This window comes from Marinimicrobium locisalis (assembly GCF_039822625.1).
Lineage (GTDB): Bacteria > Pseudomonadota > Gammaproteobacteria > Pseudomonadales > Cellvibrionaceae > Marinimicrobium > Marinimicrobium locisalis.
In genome coordinates this window covers 23,883-42,494 of sequence record NZ_JBDLLG010000005.1, presented here as the reverse complement: position 1 = coordinate 42,494, position 18,612 = coordinate 23,883, and the positions used below count along the sequence as shown (strand labels likewise).

Here is an 18,612-nt window from a genome sequence, read left to right as displayed (position 1 = left end):
TTAAGTATCAGCGGCTTAACGCGCCTCTGGAAGGAGTTCGCCGTCATTTCAGTTAATTATGTCAGTTTTGTCGACATGCGCCCCGTGCCTTCGTCCTGTGAAGCCCGTCACAGGGAGGCTACGCCTGCCGGGTCCGGATTTTGATGGGGTAGCTCAGGGTCTTGTGCACGGGACACTTATCGGCGATTTCCAATAAGCGCTGACGTTGATCGTCGGTTAGCTCCCCTTCGCAATGAATCCGACGTTCGATTTCGTCAATCATGCCCTCTTTGGACTCGCAGTCCGTGCAGTCCTCGGCGTGCACGCGACGGTGCTTGAGGTGCACCTGAATGTCCTCAATGGCCAGTTTTTTGTGATTCGCATACATACGTAGGGTCATGGACGTGCAGGCCCCCAGCGACATCAGTAGCAGGTCATAGGGCGTGGGCCCCAGGTTGGTCCCCCCTTTATTCGCGGGTTCGTCGGCCTGCCATTGGTGGTCGGCGGTATAGAGCCCGCGCAGAAATTGGGTGTCCTTTTCGGTGATCAGGACTTCACCAGGCTCCACCGCTGGGCGGTCTTGGCTTTCTGCCTGGGGGGCGTTGAGCTTTAAATAACGGCTGGCCCAGGCGGTCAGTGTCAGGGCCACGTACTCGGCGTCCTCCCGGCGGCTTAAAAGGTGGTCGGCATCATCCAGGGAGATATAGCTTTTGGGGTGTTTGGCCGCTTGGTAGATTTTGGCCGCCTCGCTTACATTGACGGTCTGGTCGGCGGGGGAGTGAAAAATCAGAATCGGTTTGCGCAAATCCCCCACGGTTTTTTCCACGGGCCAGAGCTTTAAATCCTCCAGCAAATCCGCGCCCAGCTCGAAGGGGCGCCCGCCGATGTTCACTTCGGCTTGGCCATCCCGGCGGATATCGCAGGCCTGGTCGGCGAACAAGTGCTCCACGTGCTGAGGGGTGGCCGGCGCCGCAATCGTCACCAGCGCTTCGATAGTGTCGATGCGCTTGGCTGCCACCAGGGCGGCGGCGCCCCCGAGGCTGTGGCCAATCAGCAGCTTGGGCGCCTGGTATTCGCGCCCCAGAAATTCCGCTGCCGACTCCAGATCGGAGACGTTGCTCGTGAAAGTGGTGTTGGCAAAATCTCCGTCGCTGCCTCCCAGGCCGGTAAAGTCAAAGCGAAGCACGGCGATACCCTGGTCCGCGAGAGAGCGGGCGATTCGGGTCGCGGCAATCACATCCTTGCCACAGGTAAAGCAATGGGCAAACAGGCCGAAAGCCTTGGGGGCACCGCTTTCGGGCAGCTCTAGGGCGCCGGCCAGGGTGTGTCCGGCGCGGTTGGTGAATTCGACTTTCCGGCGTGACATGGTTGATCCTGCTTTGTTGGGTAAATGATGAACGGCATTCGGTTTGGTTTGCCGATCATGGTAACCTGTCGGCGAAATATAGTGTGAGTATGAGAACGCAATAATGACCAAACGCTTTACCTCCCTCCGTCAGGCCTTCGGCCGCCGTCTTTTGAGCCTCTGCCTCGTGAGTCTTGCCATGGCGGCCTTGCCCGCTCCCGGCCTGGCTCAAGATGAGCCCGACCCCTCCCACTTGCAGCTGGCCTCCATTGGGGCGGCTGTGGCTCCGCTGGATGCGCCGGCGCCGGTGTTCTCTAAACGGGCGGATTGGGCCATGCCCATTGCTTCGGTAACCAAGCTGATGACTGCTCTGGTGGCCCTGGAATCGGAGGCCGACCCGGAGGAGTGGCTCACGGTGGAAGAGCGTCATTTCCCTCCGGCCAATAATGCCTTTTCCCGGATTCGGACCGGCTCGCAGGCCCAGCGCAAGGATCTTTTGCAGGTGGCGGTTATGTCCTCCGAGAACTACGCCGCTTACCTGTTGGCCCGCCATCACCCGGAGGGCTATGATGCCTTTATTCGCGCCATGAATGAGAAGGCCGAATCGCTGGGTATGACCCAAACCCACTTTGTGGACTCCTCCGGGCTGTCCGAGAGCAATGTGTCCACGGCATCGGATTTGCTAAAACTCGTGCAGGCCGCCCACGCCAACACCACTTTGCGCGAGCTTAGCCAGGGTGGCCGCCACACGGTGCACTTTCGCAACCCGGATTACTCGCTCTACTTTGGCAACACCAACCCACTGGTGCACAGTTCCCGCTGGGAGGTCTCTCTGACCAAAACCGGCTACCTGAATGAAGCGGGGCGCTGCCTGGTGATGGTGGCGGACATTGATGGCCAGGCGACCGCCATTGTATTGCTGAACTCCTTTGGGACCCGCACCCCCTTGGGCGATGCCGGTCGAATTCGGCGCTGGCTGACGACCGGCCAGGGCGGCTCGGTGGCCAGTGCGGCGGTCCGCTACGAAAAAGACACCGTACGCGCATTACAAGAGCGCATGCAGGAGCGCATCGCGGAGGCGAAACCGGAGACGGTTCAGGCCAGCGCGCAGTAGTAGGGGTGGCTTCCCCCGGGGTGGGAAATATGTTCTTATAGTCAATAAGACTTATAAAAACACTCCGGGAGTCCCCATGAGCCAGCTCACCCCCTCTTGTCGGCGAATCTCCATTCACGGGCGTATGACCGGGGTCACCCTACTATTGGCCTTGACCTTCGGCTTGTTGGCCTGCCAACATCAGCCTTCTCAATCTTCGCTCGACCAACCGATTAACCGCCACGCCCTGGTTGCACGTCACCATCCTACCGTTCGGGAGCTGGACCCGCTGTCGCCTTTTACCCTGGGGAATGGTGAATTTGCCTTTACGGCCGACGTCACCGGCCTGCAAACCTTTCCCGCCGACTATCAGGTGGGGATTCCCCTGGCCACCCAGTCCCATTGGGGGTGGCACTCCGAGGCCAATACCGAGGGGTATGAGTTGTCGGACACTTTCCAGCACTACGACACCGACGGTCGGTCGGTTTCCTATGCGGCCGATATGGAGTCCCCGGCCGGCCAATGGCTGCGGGCCAACCCCCACCGGTTGCATCTGGGGCAAATCGGCCTGGCCATGACTACCCGCGAGGGGGAATCAGTGACTCCGGATCAACTCACTGCCATCGACCAGAAGCTTGACCTCTGGCAGGGCGTGCTGGAGAGCCGGTTTGAGCTGGAGCAGACAGCGGTTTCGGTCCAGACCGCCGTGCACCCCTCGGTGGATCAGGTGGCTGCTCGAATTCAGTCGCCGCTCCTGGCCAGCGGACAGGTGCAAGTGAGCCTGAACTTTCCCTACGGGTCCCAGAACTGGGGCACGCCGAACGCGGACTGGTCTCAGCCCGAGCGCCATTCGACGTTGGTCTTCGAACAGGGGCCTCGCTATCTGTTGCTGCGTCGCCGGCTGGATGAGGCGGAGTATTTCGTGCGAGTGAGCTGGGAGGGCGAGGTAACGGTCACTCAGCCTGAGCGACACGAGTTTCTTCTCGCGACGTCTCAGCGCGAACTGGCGGTGACGGTGCAATTCAGTGAAGCGCCGCCGAGGGCCGAAAGCGCAAATGTGAAGCAGACCCTGGCCGCCAGTGCCCGGCACTGGCCGGCGTTCTGGCAAAGCGGGGGCGCACTGGATTTGTCGGAAACCGACGACCCCAGAGCCCGAGAGCTGGAACGCCGAGCGGTGCTCTCGCGCTACCTTACGGCGATTCAGACGTCGGGCTCATTGCCGCCGGCGGAAACCGGGCTGACCGGTAACAGCTGGTTCGGCAAGTTTCACCTGGAAATGCACTGGTGGCACGGCGTGCACTATGTGCTTTGGGACCGCCCGGATCTGTTTGAGAAAAGCCTGCCCTGGTACCAGACCGCCCTGGCGGCCGCCAAAAAGAAAGCCCGGCGCCAGGGCTACGAGGGCGCGCGCTGGCCCAAAATGGTGGGGCCCGAGGGGCGGGAGAGCCCCTCAAGCATCGGGGTGTTTCTGATCTGGCAGCAGCCCCATCCCATCTACTACGCTGAACTGCTGTATCAGCACCATGATCAGGACCCGGCGTTGCTGCAGCAGTATCGAGACATCGTTTTCGAAACCGCCGCCTTTATGGCGGACTACCCCATTTGGGAGCCGGAAAAACAGCGTTACCGGCTGGGGCCGCCTTTAATCCCCGGGCAGGAAATCTACCCGCCCGAGGAAGCGTTCAATCCGACCTTCGAGCTGGCGTACTGGCGCTATGGCCTGACCGTGGCCCAGCAGTGGCGCGAGCGGCTCGGGCTGGAACGGCAGGGGAAATGGGATGAGGTGCTGAGCAAGCTTTCGGACTACCCGCTCAGTGATGGCCTCTACCAGAATTCGGAAAATGCCTTGGGCACCTTTGAGGATGCCAAACATCGCCGGGACCACCCCACCATGCTCGGCGCTTACGGCATGTTACCGGGGGCGGGCATCGATAAAAACGCCATGGGCAACACCCTGGACGCCGTCCTGGCCTCCTGGAACTGGGGCCACACTTGGGGGTGGGACTATCCCATGGTCGCCATGAGCGCTGCCCGGCTCGGTCGGCCGGAGCAGGCGGTGGATGCCCTGCTGATGGATGTGCAAAAAAACCGCTATCTGAACAATGGCCACAACTACCAGGACGAGCGCCTGACGTTGTACTTGCCCGGTAACGGCGGGCTGCTCACCGCGCTGGCAATGATGGCCGCCGGCTGGGAGGGCGCTCCCGAGCGGCCGGCGCCGGGCTTTCCGAAAGACTGGATCGTACGCCACGAGCAATTGCACCCGCTTCCCTAGCGGGCCGCAGGAAACGCCTTGGATGGCCGACCGGGTCTTGCCAATGCTTTTGGGTAGCTTATTCACTCTCGTCGCTGGAGGCGGACACAATGAAATTTTTGGGAAAATACGGACTCTGGCTGGCGGTGCTACTGGTACTGGGCGCCTGCACCACTCAAGGGCCGGGCGTTGAACAAGACCATTGGCGGAGCGGCGATTATCGCCTGTCGCTGGGAGAGCAGGGGTTGGACATTGCGTACCGGGGCGAGCGCTTCGCCACCATTGATTCGTTCGAATTCAACTTCGTGCACGGGACCATTACCGAACTGGTCCCCCAGCCCGGCGCTGCCGATGGACAGGCTTACCTGAGAATCACACTGGAAGGGGAAGACGGCTACATCGAGGACTTCCCGGAGCAGCTTCGTGTGAGGGTGACCCAAGACAACGGCCGCTTTCGCTTTGAGGCCTCTCACCCCGGCTTTCACCACATCGGTATTAACCTGGTGGACCGAGACGAACACTATTTCGGTTTGCTTGAAAAGCTCTACCCCGACAACCGCAAAAGCCCGGACTTGCGGGGAGAAACGGTGGAGGTGGATGTCTACCATCAGGGCGAGCGCGATTACGCGGAAAACTACGCCTCGGCCTTCTCGGCGTTCTACCTCAGCAGCGCCGGTTACGGCAGCTTTTTCGATACCTTCGCCAAGGGCGAGTACCGGTTCGCCCAAGAGGGAATAACCCATATCTATCACCAGACCGACGAGCTCGACTGGTATCTGATTCACGGCCCCGACGGGCAGCACATCCACCAGCGTTATTATGAGGTGATCGGTGCGCCGAAATCCGTACCCCTCTGGGCGCTGGGGCCGGTGGTGTGGCGGGATTACAACACCGGAAAAGAGGAAATTCTGTCCGACCTGGAACACTTCAGCGAACTGCGCATCCCCCTAACCGCCACTTTTGTGGACCGACCCTACAGTGACGGTGGCCACGAATGGTCCAAGATGAACTTCTCCGACGCGTTCGCCAACCCGGAAGAATGGATAGGGCAAATAAACCGCGATTTCGGCATGGAGGTGATGAGCTGGGTGGGGCCCATGACCTTTGGGGATACCGACTTTCCCGGCCTGCTGCCCAACCACCGGACCTATATCGATTTGACCGACCCCCAAGCCCTGGTGGAGTTCGAGCGCCGCCTCCAAACCCTGCAGTACGACGCGGGCATTCGCGGGCACAAAATGGACCGCGCCGATGAAAACTTCCCGATGACCGCCCTCTGGCACGACCCGGTGCCGGAATCGGAAACGCGCAACACCTATGTGTACCTTTACTCGAAAGTGATCGACCAGTTTCTGCGCGGCGCCCACGGCGACAACCAGTTCAACTTTGCCCGCGCGGCGTACCACCGAACCCAGCCATTTTTAAGTGCCGTTTGGGGCGGCGACGTCCGCCCCAACTGGCAGGGCATGGCGGGGAACCTGGCCAACGCCATGCGCGTCGGCTTTATGGGCTTTCCGGTCTGGGGTTCGGATACCGGGGGCTACCTGGGTGACGGCCGCATCGACGAAAAGCTCTACGCTCGTTGGTTGCAGTGGGGCGCCTGGAACGGCATGTTCGAAGTCAAACTCGATGGTATTGGCGGGCAGGGGGAAGACCGCGTGCCCTGGCGCTATTCCGAGCGGTTGCAGGCGGTCTTCCGTGCCGTCGCCGAACAGCGCATGGCCATGATTCCCTACAGTTATTCCCTGGCCAATACCTCCGCCTCCAATGGGGTGCTGATGAAGCCCATGGCCTACGTCTACCCCCGGGATGAAAACACCTACGACCTTTGGGACCAATACCTTTTTGGCGGTGCCTTCCTCGTGGCGCCCATGCTAACCCCCGAGGACCAGCGCCAGGTGTACCTGCCGGAAGGCCACTGGTACGACTTTTATGACCTGAACCGGGCGTTCAAAGGAGAGCAAACCCTCAGTGTGACCGCTGAGTTCGAGCGCATCCCGGTCTTTGTGCGGGGCAACTCGCTCTATGTTACGGGGGATATCTATCGGGGTAGCGACCGTCGCTGGCGCGGTCCTTTGGAAGAGGGGCGTTTAACGATTCACGCCCTGCCGGGAAAGCCAGGGCAGAAAACCGCGTTCACCTATGTGGACGCCTTCGAAGGTGATCGGGAGAAGCGAATGACGCTGATCCGCTCCGGTGAGGAAGTGGAGTTTCAAACGCCCAAAATGGTGGTCCCGACCAAGGTGCGGCTCCGGCTTGAACGGGCGCCACGGCAAGTGTGGCTCAATGGCGCACGGACAGAGCCACTTTACGACGCGGAGCAAAAGATGCTGTTGCTACTCTTGCCCGAGAACCAAGCGGTCGAACTGCGGGTCGAGCTTTAACTGCGACCCGCTTTTTTTACAGTCCGTGAGAAGGGCGCTTAAAACCGCAGGCTGGTGGCGACGCCGAAGTTGGCCTCCTCTTCCAGTTCGTTGTAGTAGCCCGAGACACTCCACCGCTCGCCGAAAAACTTCCTGGCCCGAAATTGCCAGTTATCGGGGGTGTCTCCTCCTTCCAACACTTCCGAGCGCTGAACCCCGATACTCAGGGTGCGGGTCAGGTAGAAATCCACGCCCAGCATGGCAGTGTTGTTACTATAGCTGCGGTAATTGTAGCGGCTTGTCAGTGCCAGCGTCGGGCCAAGCCCGTCGGTGACGTACTTGACGTTGAGGTTCCAGTCCTCGTCGAAGTCTTGGTCTTCGTAAAAGTCGCTGGAAATCAACAGGCCTTCGGCGGGGGTAATGCCGAGGGAAGCATTCCATGCTTCATCCGAATTAAAAGAACCAGACTCGAACCTAGTGGCCCCTACCCGGGCGTAGAACAGGTCGCCCGGCAGGTACCACTCCGCCGAGGCGGTATAGGTGTCGACGCTGCTCTCGTAAGCGCTTAAGACGTAGGGCTCTTCTTCGAAGAAGATAGTTCTTTCCGGCACCTCCATGGTGGAGCGGTAGCCCCCAAGGCGGATATTGCTGGCCCGCTCCAGAAAGGCGGCCTCGCCCAGCACATGGTCTTCGGTATTGACCGGGTTGAAGTAATAGGTGCCCCGCAGGGATTTGTCTTCCACGTTTACTTCATCGTCTTCATTGTCGTTGGTGCCGTACTCCCCCTGGAGCTCGAACCGGTACTCGGAGGCGTGAGCGGCCGAGGCCGAAAAAATGAGGGCGGCGATGATAAAGGTGGGTTTAAGTGTAAAGGTGGGTTTAAGTGTAAAGGTGCGCTCGAACATGGTGGGGCTCCGTTCTATCGATTACCGATGTGGCCGGCATTCCGCCGGCCGGTCCTAGGGAAACCAGCTACTTCTGGTCGTGTTGGGTGGGTGCGCTAACGTCGGGCGATAATCCATACGGCATGCACAATACCGGGGATATAGCCTAGCAGGGTGAGCAAAATGTTCAACCAGAAGTGCCCCTTAATACCCACTTGCAAGAAAACCCCCAGAGGTGGCAGAAGAATCGCAATCAATACTCGAAGAATGTCCATAAAAACCTCCTGGTTTGATAAATTTACGGGTTGTGAAAGGTGACCTGCGGTTACCGCCTCGGCGTTGAAAACGGCCTGTTAGATAGCGGTGATCGCCTGCCACAACAAGCCAATCAGCCAAACCATCAGAGCGATGAAGCCAACCAACGCCGCTAATAGCGCTGCCCCCAGTGCGACACTGAACAAACGACTGCGGCGTCGGGTTTGTTGTGGTTGGTCTTGGAACGATTGCAGCAGCATTAAGTTCCTACGGTTAGCCCGCCAAGTCACATCAAAAATGTCCCCGACAAGGGGGATGGCGCCAAGGGTTGCATCCACCAGAATGTTAAACCCCATTCTCACCAACAGGGACCGGGGTACGCCCAGGCGAGAGGCTTCATTAAGGATGTAGCAAGAAAGCAGAGCACTGACGGCGTCCCCGACCACCGGAACCAAACCGATTAACGGGTCAACGCCCAGCCTTACTTGCGTGCCGGGAATGCGAAAGGCGCTGTCCAGGTACCAGGCCAGCCGTTCGAGTTTTGGGCTTGAATGATGGTGTGTAGATTCGTCCGCCAAATGAACCCCCTAACGTCGAGTAGTGAAGTTATGCCACTATGGGGGTGCTTGGAGCGGGAATCAAGCGTTAAGACGGTGGGGGCCATGAAGCCCGACCGGGTATGGAAGCAGGATCTTGTGACCACATCGTGACAGCCGGCTCCGATAAACGAAAAAAGTAAAAAAATTTTTTATTGTGTCCCCTTTTTCCTCCTCCGTGCCTCTAGGTAGCCAGAACTGCCAAAACCCGGGCCCGGTTTTTAGCAGCACCTATCCATGAGAAACGACATTGGGGAACACATGAAACATCCATACCTGAAAAAAAGTCTGCTGGCCCTTTGTGTGGCAAGCGCCGGCGCATCGGCTCAAGAGAACGACGTCAGCGATTTTCTGGAAGAGATTGTCGTTCGCGGTAGCTTCTCACAAAGCCTGCAGTCCGCCATCGACACCAAGCGCAACGCCGACAGTATTGTCGATGCGATTGTTGCGGAAGATATTGGCAACTTTCCCGCCCAGAATATCGCCGAGGCGCTCCAGCGCGTGACCGGTGTGTCCATTGTCCGCGATCGCGGTGAAGGGGTGTATGTCCGGGTTCGTGGTCTGGGTTCCAACTTCCAGGTTACAACGCTCAACGGTCGGACCATGGCCGTGAACGAAAACGTGCGCACCTCCGGGCAGTTTGGCCGACAGTTCCGCTTTGACACCTTGCCGGCGGAGCTGGTGTCCAGCGTGGAAGTCATCAAAAGTCCGACGGCGGATATGGACGAAGGCGCCATCGGTGGTACGGTCAATGTGAAAACCTTCCGCCCCCTGGATATCGGGGAAGACAAAGTGGCTGCGTCGGCTCAGGCCAGCCACTCTGAGCTGGCCGATCAGACCGATCCCAGGCTTTCCGGTCTGGCCAGCTGGACCAATGACGGTGAAACCTTTGGTGTTCTGGTTTCCGGCGCCTACGCGGAGCGAAGCGTTCGTCAGGACCGGTCACTGAACTTCGGTTGGACCGAAATTCCGGAAGGGATCGACACCGACGGTGATGGAACCGCGGACACCGGTTCTGTCATTACCCCCGGTGGTATTCGTCCGACACTGGAGTTTGAAGATCGTGAACGTCTGGGGTTGGGCACTGCGGTTCAATGGCGTCCAGCGGATAACGTCGATATCAACCTGGACATTCTTTACGTTGATCAGGAAGTGAACTACGACGAGTTTACCTACAGCGCCGATTACAATTACGACGAGTTGATTTCTGGCTCCGCGGTGATTCGCGACGGCGCCCTGGTCGGAGGGGCCACGGAGAACGGTTCCGTTCAGATCGGCCGGGAAAGCTCGGGTATTCACGATGAAAACCTGGCCGTCGGCCTCAATGGCGAATGGCTGCTCGACAATTGGACACTCTCCGCCGACCTTTTTCGCTCCACCGCCGATAGCGAAGACGCCGATCCGATTCGCCGCACCCGTTTCCGCCGTACCGAAGGCATCGCGTTTGAATTCCTCTTCCCGAAAGTGGATGGAGAGTCTGCTCCAAGCATTGAGTACAGCAATACCGACCTGAATGACCCCTCGGAATGGCCGGGACGCCGACTGGAGTGGCGCACCATACGGGCGGAAGACGAAGAGCAGTTTGTTCAGTTTGATGCGCGGCGGGATGTTGATTGGGCCGGCTTCACCGAGTTCGTCACGGGAATCAAATTGCGCGAGCGTTCGCGTGATTACTTCCGTCGGGACATCCGTCTGTACGAAGGCATCGAAGGAGTCACTTTTGACGAAAGCTACTTTACTGAATTTCCCGCTGATGACTTTCTGGGGGATGCCTCCGGCCGTTTCCCTCAGGAGTGGTTGATACCCGACGAGAGTCGCTTCTGGGAAAACTTCCCCAGTACGGCCGAGTTGGACGAGCCGCTGACCGGTGGGGACCTTCGCAACTCCTACCAGATCGACGAGAGCATCAATTCGGCCTATGCCATGCTGAACCTGGATGCCGAAACCGGTGGCATGATACTGCACGGGAATGTCGGGGTGCGCGTTTCGCAAACAGAGCAGACTTCCAGTGGTTATGCCTCGGTCGACGGCGAAGCCCGGCCGGTCAGTTTCACCAGTGACTACACCAACGTCCTTCCCTCGGCCAACCTGGTGCTGGACATGACCGATACGCTCACCACGCGCTTCTCGGCGGCCAAAGTCATTACCCGGCCGGACCTTCAGGATATGGCGCCGCGCCTGACCTTCAACTCCGGCGATATTCTGACCGCCACGGGCGGCAATCCGAACCTGGAGCCGTTCGAGGCTTGGCAATACGACGCCACACTGGAGTGGTACCCGAACGAGGTGACGGCGCTGACCGCCGGGCTTTTCTACAAGGACATTTCCACCTTCATCCAGACGCAGATGTCTGACCTGGAGTTCAATGGAGAAGTCTACCGTTTGACGTCTAAGGTGAACGGCTCCAACGCCGATGTCTCCGGCCTGGAGTTGGCCTATCAGCAGGTGTTCGAAAGTTTGCCCGAACCGCTGGATGGCCTCGGGGTTCAGGCTAATTATACTTACACCGACTCCAATGCCACTTACGTGGATGGTGAAGAAACCATCGAAGGGGACCTGGAGGATGTCGCCAAGAACAGCTACAACCTGACGACCTTCTATGAAAAAGATCCCTTTGCGCTTCGTTTCAGCTATAGCTGGCGTGATGGGGTGCTGAACCAAATCGGAACCAACTCGCTTTCTACCGAAAACAAAGACGAGTTCGGCTCACTGGACTTCAGCAGTTCCTATGCGTTTAACGATGCGGTTGAGGTCTATCTGGAAGGTATCAATATTACCGGCGAAGTTCAGCAGGAATTTGTCGATGGCGATGAGTTCAGAAGCTACACCAATTACGGTCGTACCTTCTCTCTGGGTGTCAGAGCGACCTTCTGACGGTCGGGCTTTTTTCTGATCGCCCTTGCATGACAAAAGCAGACTCTCCTGGGGCCTCTATTTGAGTTGCCCCCCTCTTTGGCCGCATTCGAAAGAGCGCGGCCCTTTTTTTGAGGTAAACGATGAAAGTATCAAGACGTCACTTTCTACGCAATGCCAGCGCGGCCGCGGTGGCATTCGGTGGGTTGGCCAGCCCCTGGGTTCGATCCCAGGTCTATGCCGTCGATCCCGAATACGGAGCGGACCCTTTTGGTCAGCTGGTCAGAGATCCAGCGGGGCTTCTCAACCTGCCAACTGACTTCAGCTATCGTATTCTGTCTCGCACGGGCGATCGAATGAGCGACGGGCTGATCACCCCAAGCGCGCCGGATGGGATGGCGGCCTTCCCCGTGCCCGGTCGGAAACATAAAAGTTTTCTGGTGCGTAATCACGAGTTGGATTCTCTGGGGCCGGAAATGGACGCCTTCGACGGTGATCTCAAACGGGCGAAAAAACATGTTGGGGGAAAGGCGTACGACCTTTATCAAGAGAGGCTGCCTGTCAACGGGGGCACTACGACCCTGCTGTACGACCACCAGAAGGGAACGATTGAGCGCTCCCACTTGAGCCTTGCGGGTACGGCTCGCAACTGCGCTGGCGGTGCCACTCCGTGGGGGTCCTGGCTAAGTTGTGAGGAAACACTGGTGACTCAAGCGCAAGGCTTCGGCCGTGAGCACGGCTATGTGTTTGAAGTGTCGTCCACCGCGACCGGTCTGGTCGATCCGGTTCCTTTAACCGACATGGGGCGTTTTGTTCACGAGGCGGCGGCCGTAGATAGCGAATCCGGCGTGATCTACATGACCGAGGACTACGATCACGCCCTGTTTTACCGATTCCTTCCCAACGAACATCAACGTCTGGTGGCCGGAGGTACGTTGCAGGCGTTGGTGATTGAGGAGTGGCCGTCGGCACTGACCCGGAATTGGCAGGAAGATGTTGATGATCAGAATGCCCGGCCGGTGTCCATTGGCCAGAGCTTCCGGTGCCGTTGGATGGATCTTGAGAATGTGACCTCGCCCGATGGCGACTTGAGTGCCCGAGGGGCAGAGAAAGGCGCCGCGCGCTTTTGCCGTTGCGAGGGCGTCGCCTTTGCACAGCGCCCTGACGGGCAGCGGGAAATTTTCTTCGCCGCCACCGGCGGGGGGCCCAAACACATTGGGCAGATCTGGCGCTACCGGCCTAGCGAGCATGAAGGCACGGAGCGGGAGCAGGAGAGTCCGGGTGAGTTGACGCTAATGTACGAAAGCCGGGACCGCTCGCTCATGGAGTCTTGCGACAATCTGGCTATAGCCCCCTGGGGTGACCTGATCATCTGTGAGGACAGTTACTCCGGTCAGCCGGACATGGTCAATTACATTCGGGGCATGACTCCGCAGGGACGGGTGTACACCCTGGCCATGAACGCGCACCCCGAAAAGGGCGAGTTCTGCGGTGCCTGCTTTTCACCGGATGGCAGTACGCTGTTTGTGAATATTCAGCGCCCCGGGTTCACCTTGGCGATCACCGGCCCCTGGCACCGAATCAGGCCGAGTGCTTGATCGAGAGCGCCAGGGATGGCCTCAGTTCTGATGAAATACCCAGTCACAAAATTGCCACGCAAAATTCACGAGTTTTTCTGTCCCTGAAAAGCGGTTTTAACGCTCATATGAGAGTCTGTTGAGGTTTTCAGACACTGTCTACTCACCTTCCAATACGCATAGGAGACTTTCTGTGAAACGTTTTTTGGGGATTGTTATGGCACTGGCGTTCAGTGCTCACGTCGGCGCCGGTGAATCACTCGGGGTGCTTACCTATAATGTGGCGGGCCTTCCGGATGCCTTCAGCTCCGCTAGCCCTGCGACCAATACAGTCAAGATCAGCCCATTGTTGAACGGCTATGATATTGTTCTGGTTCAGGAGGATTTCAGCTACCACAGTGACCTGGTCAGCCAGCTGAATCACTCTTACCAGTCGCCGCACTCGGGCGACATTGCCATGGGCGACGGGATGAACCGGTTCGCCTTCACCGGTGTGACAGATTTTTCGCGCGTGCAGTGGGACGACTGCCACGGTGTGTTTGACGCTGGCACCGATTGTTTGACTCCCAAGGGTTATTCGTTCTCGCGGATGACACTGAATAATGGCGCGGTTGTTGATGTCTATAACCTTCACGCTGATGCCGCAGTCGATGCCCAATCCAACGCGGCAAGAGCGAGCAATCTGATGCAGTTGTTGAGTGCGATTGAGACGGTCTCCGCGGGGCATGCTGTGATCGTGGCGGGGGACACCAACTCTCGCTACACTCGCACGCCCGACAAGCTGCACGAATTCATTGATGCGGGTTTCACCGATGTATGGGTTGCTACGGCGCGCGGCGGCAACTACCCGGTGAGCGGTGCTCCCGCGCTCACCGATTGCTCGAATCCGAACAGTGGCAACTGTGAGCGGGTTGATAAAATTCTGTTTCGAAGTTCACCCGCCGTTCAGCTCTCCCTGAATCAGGCCGAAGTGCCCGGAGAGTTCGTGGACGAGAATGGCGAGCCGCTCTCAGATCACGATCCAGTGGCGGCGCATTTTGATGTGAGCTTTGATAATGGCCTGACTCTCACGCAAACTGTGGGCGGCCCTCATGGTCACTTCTTTAACGACGTGGGTGCGCTTGATAATAGCGGTTATCCCTCCGTGCAACAGGTCACTGTCCGGGCCGGAAGCCGTGTCGACCAGCTGGCGTTTGGTTACGGTAACGGTATGACACTGAGCCATGGCGGTTCGGGTGGGTCGGCCCAGACCATGACGTTGTCTGCGGGCGAGTACCTGACTCAGGTGACGGCCTGCCAAGCGAAGCGCAACGGTCATACCCGCGTGTTTTATCTGTCCTTCTCGACCAATATGGGTCAGAGCCTGGCGGCTGGAAGCTACCAGGGAAGTTGCCAGACGCTGACGGCACCTGCTGGCCATGGCTTTGTCGGGGCTTATGGACGTTCGGGCGATGAACTCGATCGGGTCGGATTTGTGAGTCGCGAGCAGTAGCGGTAAAGGGCGGTCTCTTGGGGCCGCTCTTCAGTCCGGGCGCCAGTGCTAGAAGTTGGCTTTCATACCCACCAGAAACGTTCGTCCGTAGTAGGTGTAGCCGGCAAACTCTTCACCGGCTATGGATTCCCACTCCGCCACATCGGTCAGGTTGATTCCCTCAAGGGTTAGGCTCACGCTGTCTGACAGGTGGTAGGCTATTTGCGCATCAAGCGTGCCGAAGGCATTGCTGTCCTGGGAGGCCAAAGTAGCGCTGCCCACGTTTTTCAGGACCCGGTCGCGCCAGTTGTAGTGGACGCGGGCGCCGAACCGGCGAAGCTCATACACCAGTCCCAGGTTGATGGTTTGGCCGGAGACATCGGCCAGGTCGTCAGTGACCCGTTGGCTGGCGATGCGGTATTGCGCCCGGGAATTGGTGAGCGTCACGTTGGCCTGCAGGCCCAGTCTTCCCGAGAGCGGGGAGGGCAAGCTCAGCATATGCTGAAAATCGAACTCCAGACCTTGTACGTTTGCCTTGGCTCCGTTGCTTTTTGTGGTTAGCTCATAGGGCGTTCCGTCAAGTTCGATATCCACAATATCGTTTTGAATAAAGTCCTCCAGATCCGTCCAGAATGCCCCGAGGCTGAGCAAGCTTTGCGGGGCGAAGTACCACTCCCACGCCACTTCTGTCTGCCAGGCTCTGGTAGGTTCCAGAGCGGGGTTCCCGCCGACGGCGGTCTTTTCGTCGCCAGAGCTGGGGGTCAGTCTCGGGGCAAGATCCTGCAGGTCGGGCCGATTCATGGTGCGCGCCAGAGCAAACCGCCACTGATGACCCGTTGAGGGTTGGTACACCACATTGAGAGCGGGCAGCCAGTGACCGTAGCGTCGATGAACGGAGACCGGCTCGGGCGGTTCGAATCCCGCGCGGCCGCGATAACCGAAAGCGTGCTGCCCGGTGAGGACGTAGCGCGCACCGATGTCACCTCGCCACGGCGTTTGCTCCCACTGGATTTGCGAATAGAAGGCGTCCACCGTTTCCCTAATCCGGTAGGAGTTCTGCTTGTCCTCAGCCGAAGGGGGTTGCTCTGCCAGAGATTGAGTGTTCACTTCCGCCCAGAAAGCTGACTCATCCGGCGCCCACCATTGACGGGGAAGGCTTCCTCCCTGGTGTGAAAGAAAGTCGTCCACGGGCAATAAGTGAAAGTGGCTGGCTGGAAAATACTCGTCCTCTATGCCCGTTGTGATGAGCGCGTCCCGACGCTGGTAATCCCGGCGGTGCTCGCGCCATTGCAGCCCGGTTTCCCACTGTTCAATCGTCGTGTTTTCAAACCGACGAATGACACTGAGGCCGATACCGGAGTAGGAGTCCTCCGAGTCGATCTTACGCCATTCCAGTCGACGCCCCGGCAATCGGGTGGGTGTATCCAGCGTACTTTCCAGGTCTTCAATGGACGGCAGCCGTTCCGTCTTGGTTTTGAAATACCGAAACGCGAAAGGAACGTTCTCGTCCCGGCGCAGGCGGGTTCGTCGTATCGGTTCGCTGTTAAAGCTTTGGGTGCTGGAATGAGTGAGACGGGTTTGCCACTCCCAGCGGCCGGCGGTGTGCCGCAACGCCAGGCTGTGCGCCTGGAAACGATCGGTCAGTTCCGTGGACTCGGTGCCAATCTGGGAAGAACCGGTTTTCGTCCGCCCGGCAATAAGGGCATTTCCCCGCCATTCAACACTCGCCGGCTCCAACTGAGTTGGATCGTAGTCGGCGCTGTAGCTGTATTCCTGATAGCCGATCCGTTGGCCCAACGCGAGAGAGTTGACGTCCAGTTCGGTGTGCTCTCCCAGACGCCACTGCAGAGCGGCGTTGACTCCGAGTCGTCGGCGATGTTCCAGCTCGAGCGTGGGCCTAACACTGCCGGGGGAGATGACGTCGGAAGTGGGAGTCTCCGGGTCAATCGCCTTCGGATTCAGTGAGTACCAACGAAAGTTCAGCGCTCGGTCTTGGCGTAAATGACGCTCACTGTAAGTGAGGCCCAACAGGGCGCCGAAGGTTTGCCCGGCGTTGCGCCATGAACCGATAACGGAGGCCCGAGGGTCTTGCCGGTTCGCCAGCTCGGAATGACTCACGGCCGTGGTGAAATTCATTACGGGGGCGTCCAACGCCAGAGGACGAAATGTTTCCAGGTTCACACTGCCCCCGATTGCCCCTTCGGGGTCGCTGGCCTGGGGCGACTTTCTCACTTCCAGACCCGCGATCAGTTCCGCCGGCAAGGTATCGTGGTGAAAGCGCCGACCGTATTGCTCGGAGGTGCGGGTGTTCTCGTTGGTCGCGACCGGCGCTCCGTTCAGTGTGAGGGCGTTGAACTGCGTGGGCAGGCCCCGAATGCTGATGAACAGCGCCTCCCCCCGGTCGCGAACGACGGAGACACCGGGGCTGCGTTTGATCGCCTCCGCCACATTGAGCGCGGGGAATTCGCCGATTCGTTCGGCCAGTATGATGTCCTGATGCCGGTTAGCCGCCCGTTGTTGTCGCAAGGCCCGGTCCAGAGCGTCGGAATAACGCTCCACCACTAAAACCTCATTCAATCTCGGGCCCGCTGCGGGCGTGTCGGTGGGCGGCTGCGGTTTGGGGAGTATCAACCAGCCTTTTCCGGTGGTCTGGGCGGTGAGAGAGGTGTCGGCGAGGAGCCGGGTCAGGGCCTCCTGCGGCGAGAGCTGGCCCCGCAGCGCCGGGGCGGAAATGCCCCGCACGACGTCGGGCTTGAAAATCACCGGTCGATTCGTTGCGCGGGAAAAGGCGGATAGGGCTTCGGCAAGAGGTTGGGCCGGAAGGTCAAAGCGTTCCGCTTGAGCCAGGGACGGAGCGATCGCGCATAGCACTCCCAACCATCCTAGCCCCAACAAGATGAGACGGCGGGTTGCACGGAGGGCGAGCATCACCTCGGCCTCCCGGCTCAGTCCGATGCGGGTTCGATCCAAATGCGTCCTGCCTGGCGATCGACCCGCAGTGGGTAGAGTTGGCTCAGCATGGTCAACGCGGTGTCCGTATCCTGCAGACGAAACCGCCCGGCCACTCGCAGGTCACCCAACTCGGGAGAGGCGAGGCGGATCGGTGTCGAGCTGTGACGGGACAATTTTTCCAGCAGAAACGTCAGGGTTTCGTCCTTTACCTCGACCCATCCGGAGCGCCAGTCCACCAACTGGGCGAGCGCCACGGCGCGCACGTCGGAAAGCCCGTTTTCGGTAATTCGCACTTGCTCGCCGGCGCGCAACAGGCTGGGTCTGGCTTCGGGTCGTGCCCGCACCTCAATCGCGCCCTCGTACACGGTGACATCAATGCCGCTGGTGGTCCGGTCGATATTGAACTCCGTGCCCACGGCGGTGACGGATGCCGGGCCCATGTGGACGGAGAAGGGCCGTTGTTTGTCCGGCGCCACGGCGAAGTAGGCCGCACCGCGCTTGAGTGCCACGGTGCGGCGTGTCTCCTCAAGGCGTATTTCCAGCGCGCTGAGCGCGGCCATTTGTAGGGTGGAGCCGTCGGCCAGGGTGAGGTCTTTGGGCGTGCCCACTTCCGTCGCAACGGACTGTACGGTGGCAGAGAAGGGCCTTGCGGGGTCGTAAAAGCCGGGAAAAAGCCAAACCGCCAACAGTAAGCTTGTAAGGGCGGCAGTGGCCCACCAGAAGCGGTGCCAGGCGCGGGAGGCAACCCGGTAGCGCTCGGGCAGCGTGGCATTCGTCTGACTCTGCTGGGCGGCCCGCGTCAGAACCGGGTCGGACCAGCTGTGGAGCATCCGGTCGAACAGAGCCTGGTTGTCATCGGTGTTGAGCCAACGGTTGAACCGGTGGGCGTTGACTTTGTCCAGTTCGCCGTCCGACAGGCGCTCGAGCCACGCAGCAGCTTCTTCGTAGGCCTTCGAACTGGGTGTATTGGTCGGTTCGGAACTCATGGGG

Annotated in this window: 12 protein-coding genes; 6 read left to right on the top strand and 6 right to left on the bottom strand. The window is 59.3% G+C overall.

Annotated features, from left to right (window positions below; all coding sequences use genetic code 11):
• Positions 1-118: 118 nt before the first annotated feature.
• On the bottom strand, positions 119-1,345 hold the full coding sequence (locus AAE514_RS04830) for a bifunctional alpha/beta hydrolase/OsmC family protein (protein ID WP_347330384.1): 1,227 nt from the start codon (positions 1,343-1,345) through the stop codon (positions 119-121).
• Between the two features lie 103 nt (positions 1,346-1,448).
• Between AAE514_RS04830 and pbpG the strand changes: the two genes are divergently transcribed.
• The 3 genes from pbpG to AAE514_RS04815 all read left to right on the top strand — a co-directional run bounded on the left by pbpG (position 1,449) and on the right by AAE514_RS04815 (position 7,055).
• Positions 1,449-2,438, top strand: coding sequence for a D-alanyl-D-alanine endopeptidase (pbpG, locus tag AAE514_RS04825; protein WP_347330383.1), 990 nt, complete (start codon positions 1,449-1,451; stop codon positions 2,436-2,438).
• Positions 2,439-2,514: 76 nt separating this feature from the next.
• Complete coding sequence (locus tag AAE514_RS04820; RefSeq protein ID WP_347330382.1) at positions 2,515-4,692, top strand: hypothetical protein; 2,178 nt, start codon at positions 2,515-2,517, stop codon at positions 4,690-4,692.
• Between the two features lie 89 nt (positions 4,693-4,781).
• Positions 4,782-7,055, top strand: coding sequence for a TIM-barrel domain-containing protein (locus AAE514_RS04815; protein ID WP_347330381.1), 2,274 nt, complete (start codon positions 4,782-4,784; stop codon positions 7,053-7,055).
• 38 nt (positions 7,056-7,093) lie between these two features.
• Here the strand turns inward: AAE514_RS04815 and AAE514_RS04810 are convergent, their stop codons facing one another.
• From AAE514_RS04810 to AAE514_RS04800, 3 genes are all read right to left on the bottom strand, one after another.
• Entirely contained in the window at positions 7,094-7,939 is an 846-nt protein-coding gene (locus AAE514_RS04810; protein ID WP_347330380.1) for a putative porin, read from the bottom strand.
• A 95-nt stretch (positions 7,940-8,034) separates the two neighbouring features.
• Complete coding sequence (locus AAE514_RS04805) at positions 8,035-8,193, bottom strand: YqaE/Pmp3 family membrane protein (protein WP_347330379.1); 159 nt, start codon at positions 8,191-8,193, stop codon at positions 8,035-8,037.
• Between the two features lie 78 nt (positions 8,194-8,271).
• Positions 8,272-8,751, bottom strand: coding sequence for a DUF4112 domain-containing protein (locus tag AAE514_RS04800; RefSeq protein ID WP_347330378.1), 480 nt, complete (start codon positions 8,749-8,751; stop codon positions 8,272-8,274).
• 279 nt (positions 8,752-9,030) lie between these two features.
• On the opposite strand from AAE514_RS04800, the gene AAE514_RS04795 reads away from it, so the two are divergent.
• The 3 genes from AAE514_RS04795 (at position 9,031) to AAE514_RS04785 (ending at position 14,691) form a co-directional block, all read left to right on the top strand.
• The gene (locus AAE514_RS04795; RefSeq protein WP_347330377.1) at positions 9,031-11,643 is read left to right on the top strand and encodes a TonB-dependent receptor; all 2,613 of its coding nucleotides are present in this window, start codon (positions 9,031-9,033) and stop codon (positions 11,641-11,643) included.
• A 122-nt stretch (positions 11,644-11,765) separates the two neighbouring features.
• Positions 11,766-13,220 (top strand): alkaline phosphatase PhoX, encoded by a 1,455-nt coding sequence (locus AAE514_RS04790; protein WP_347330376.1) that lies wholly within the window; start codon positions 11,766-11,768, stop codon positions 13,218-13,220.
• A 172-nt stretch (positions 13,221-13,392) separates the two neighbouring features.
• On the top strand, positions 13,393-14,691 hold the full coding sequence (locus AAE514_RS04785; RefSeq protein WP_347330375.1) for a jacalin-like lectin: 1,299 nt from the start codon (positions 13,393-13,395) through the stop codon (positions 14,689-14,691).
• A gap of 48 nt (positions 14,692-14,739) precedes the next feature.
• Here the strand turns inward: AAE514_RS04785 and AAE514_RS04780 are convergent, their stop codons facing one another.
• Both AAE514_RS04780 and AAE514_RS04775 read right to left on the bottom strand, forming a co-directional pair.
• Positions 14,740-17,640 (bottom strand): TonB-dependent receptor, encoded by a 2,901-nt coding sequence (locus AAE514_RS04780; RefSeq protein ID WP_347330374.1) that lies wholly within the window; start codon positions 17,638-17,640, stop codon positions 14,740-14,742.
• Complete coding sequence (locus AAE514_RS04775; protein ID WP_347330373.1) at positions 17,616-18,608, bottom strand: FecR family protein; 993 nt, start codon at positions 18,606-18,608, stop codon at positions 17,616-17,618. Before AAE514_RS04775 ends, AAE514_RS04780 begins: the two co-directional genes overlap by 25 nt.
• Between the last annotated feature and the right edge of the window lie 4 nt (positions 18,609-18,612).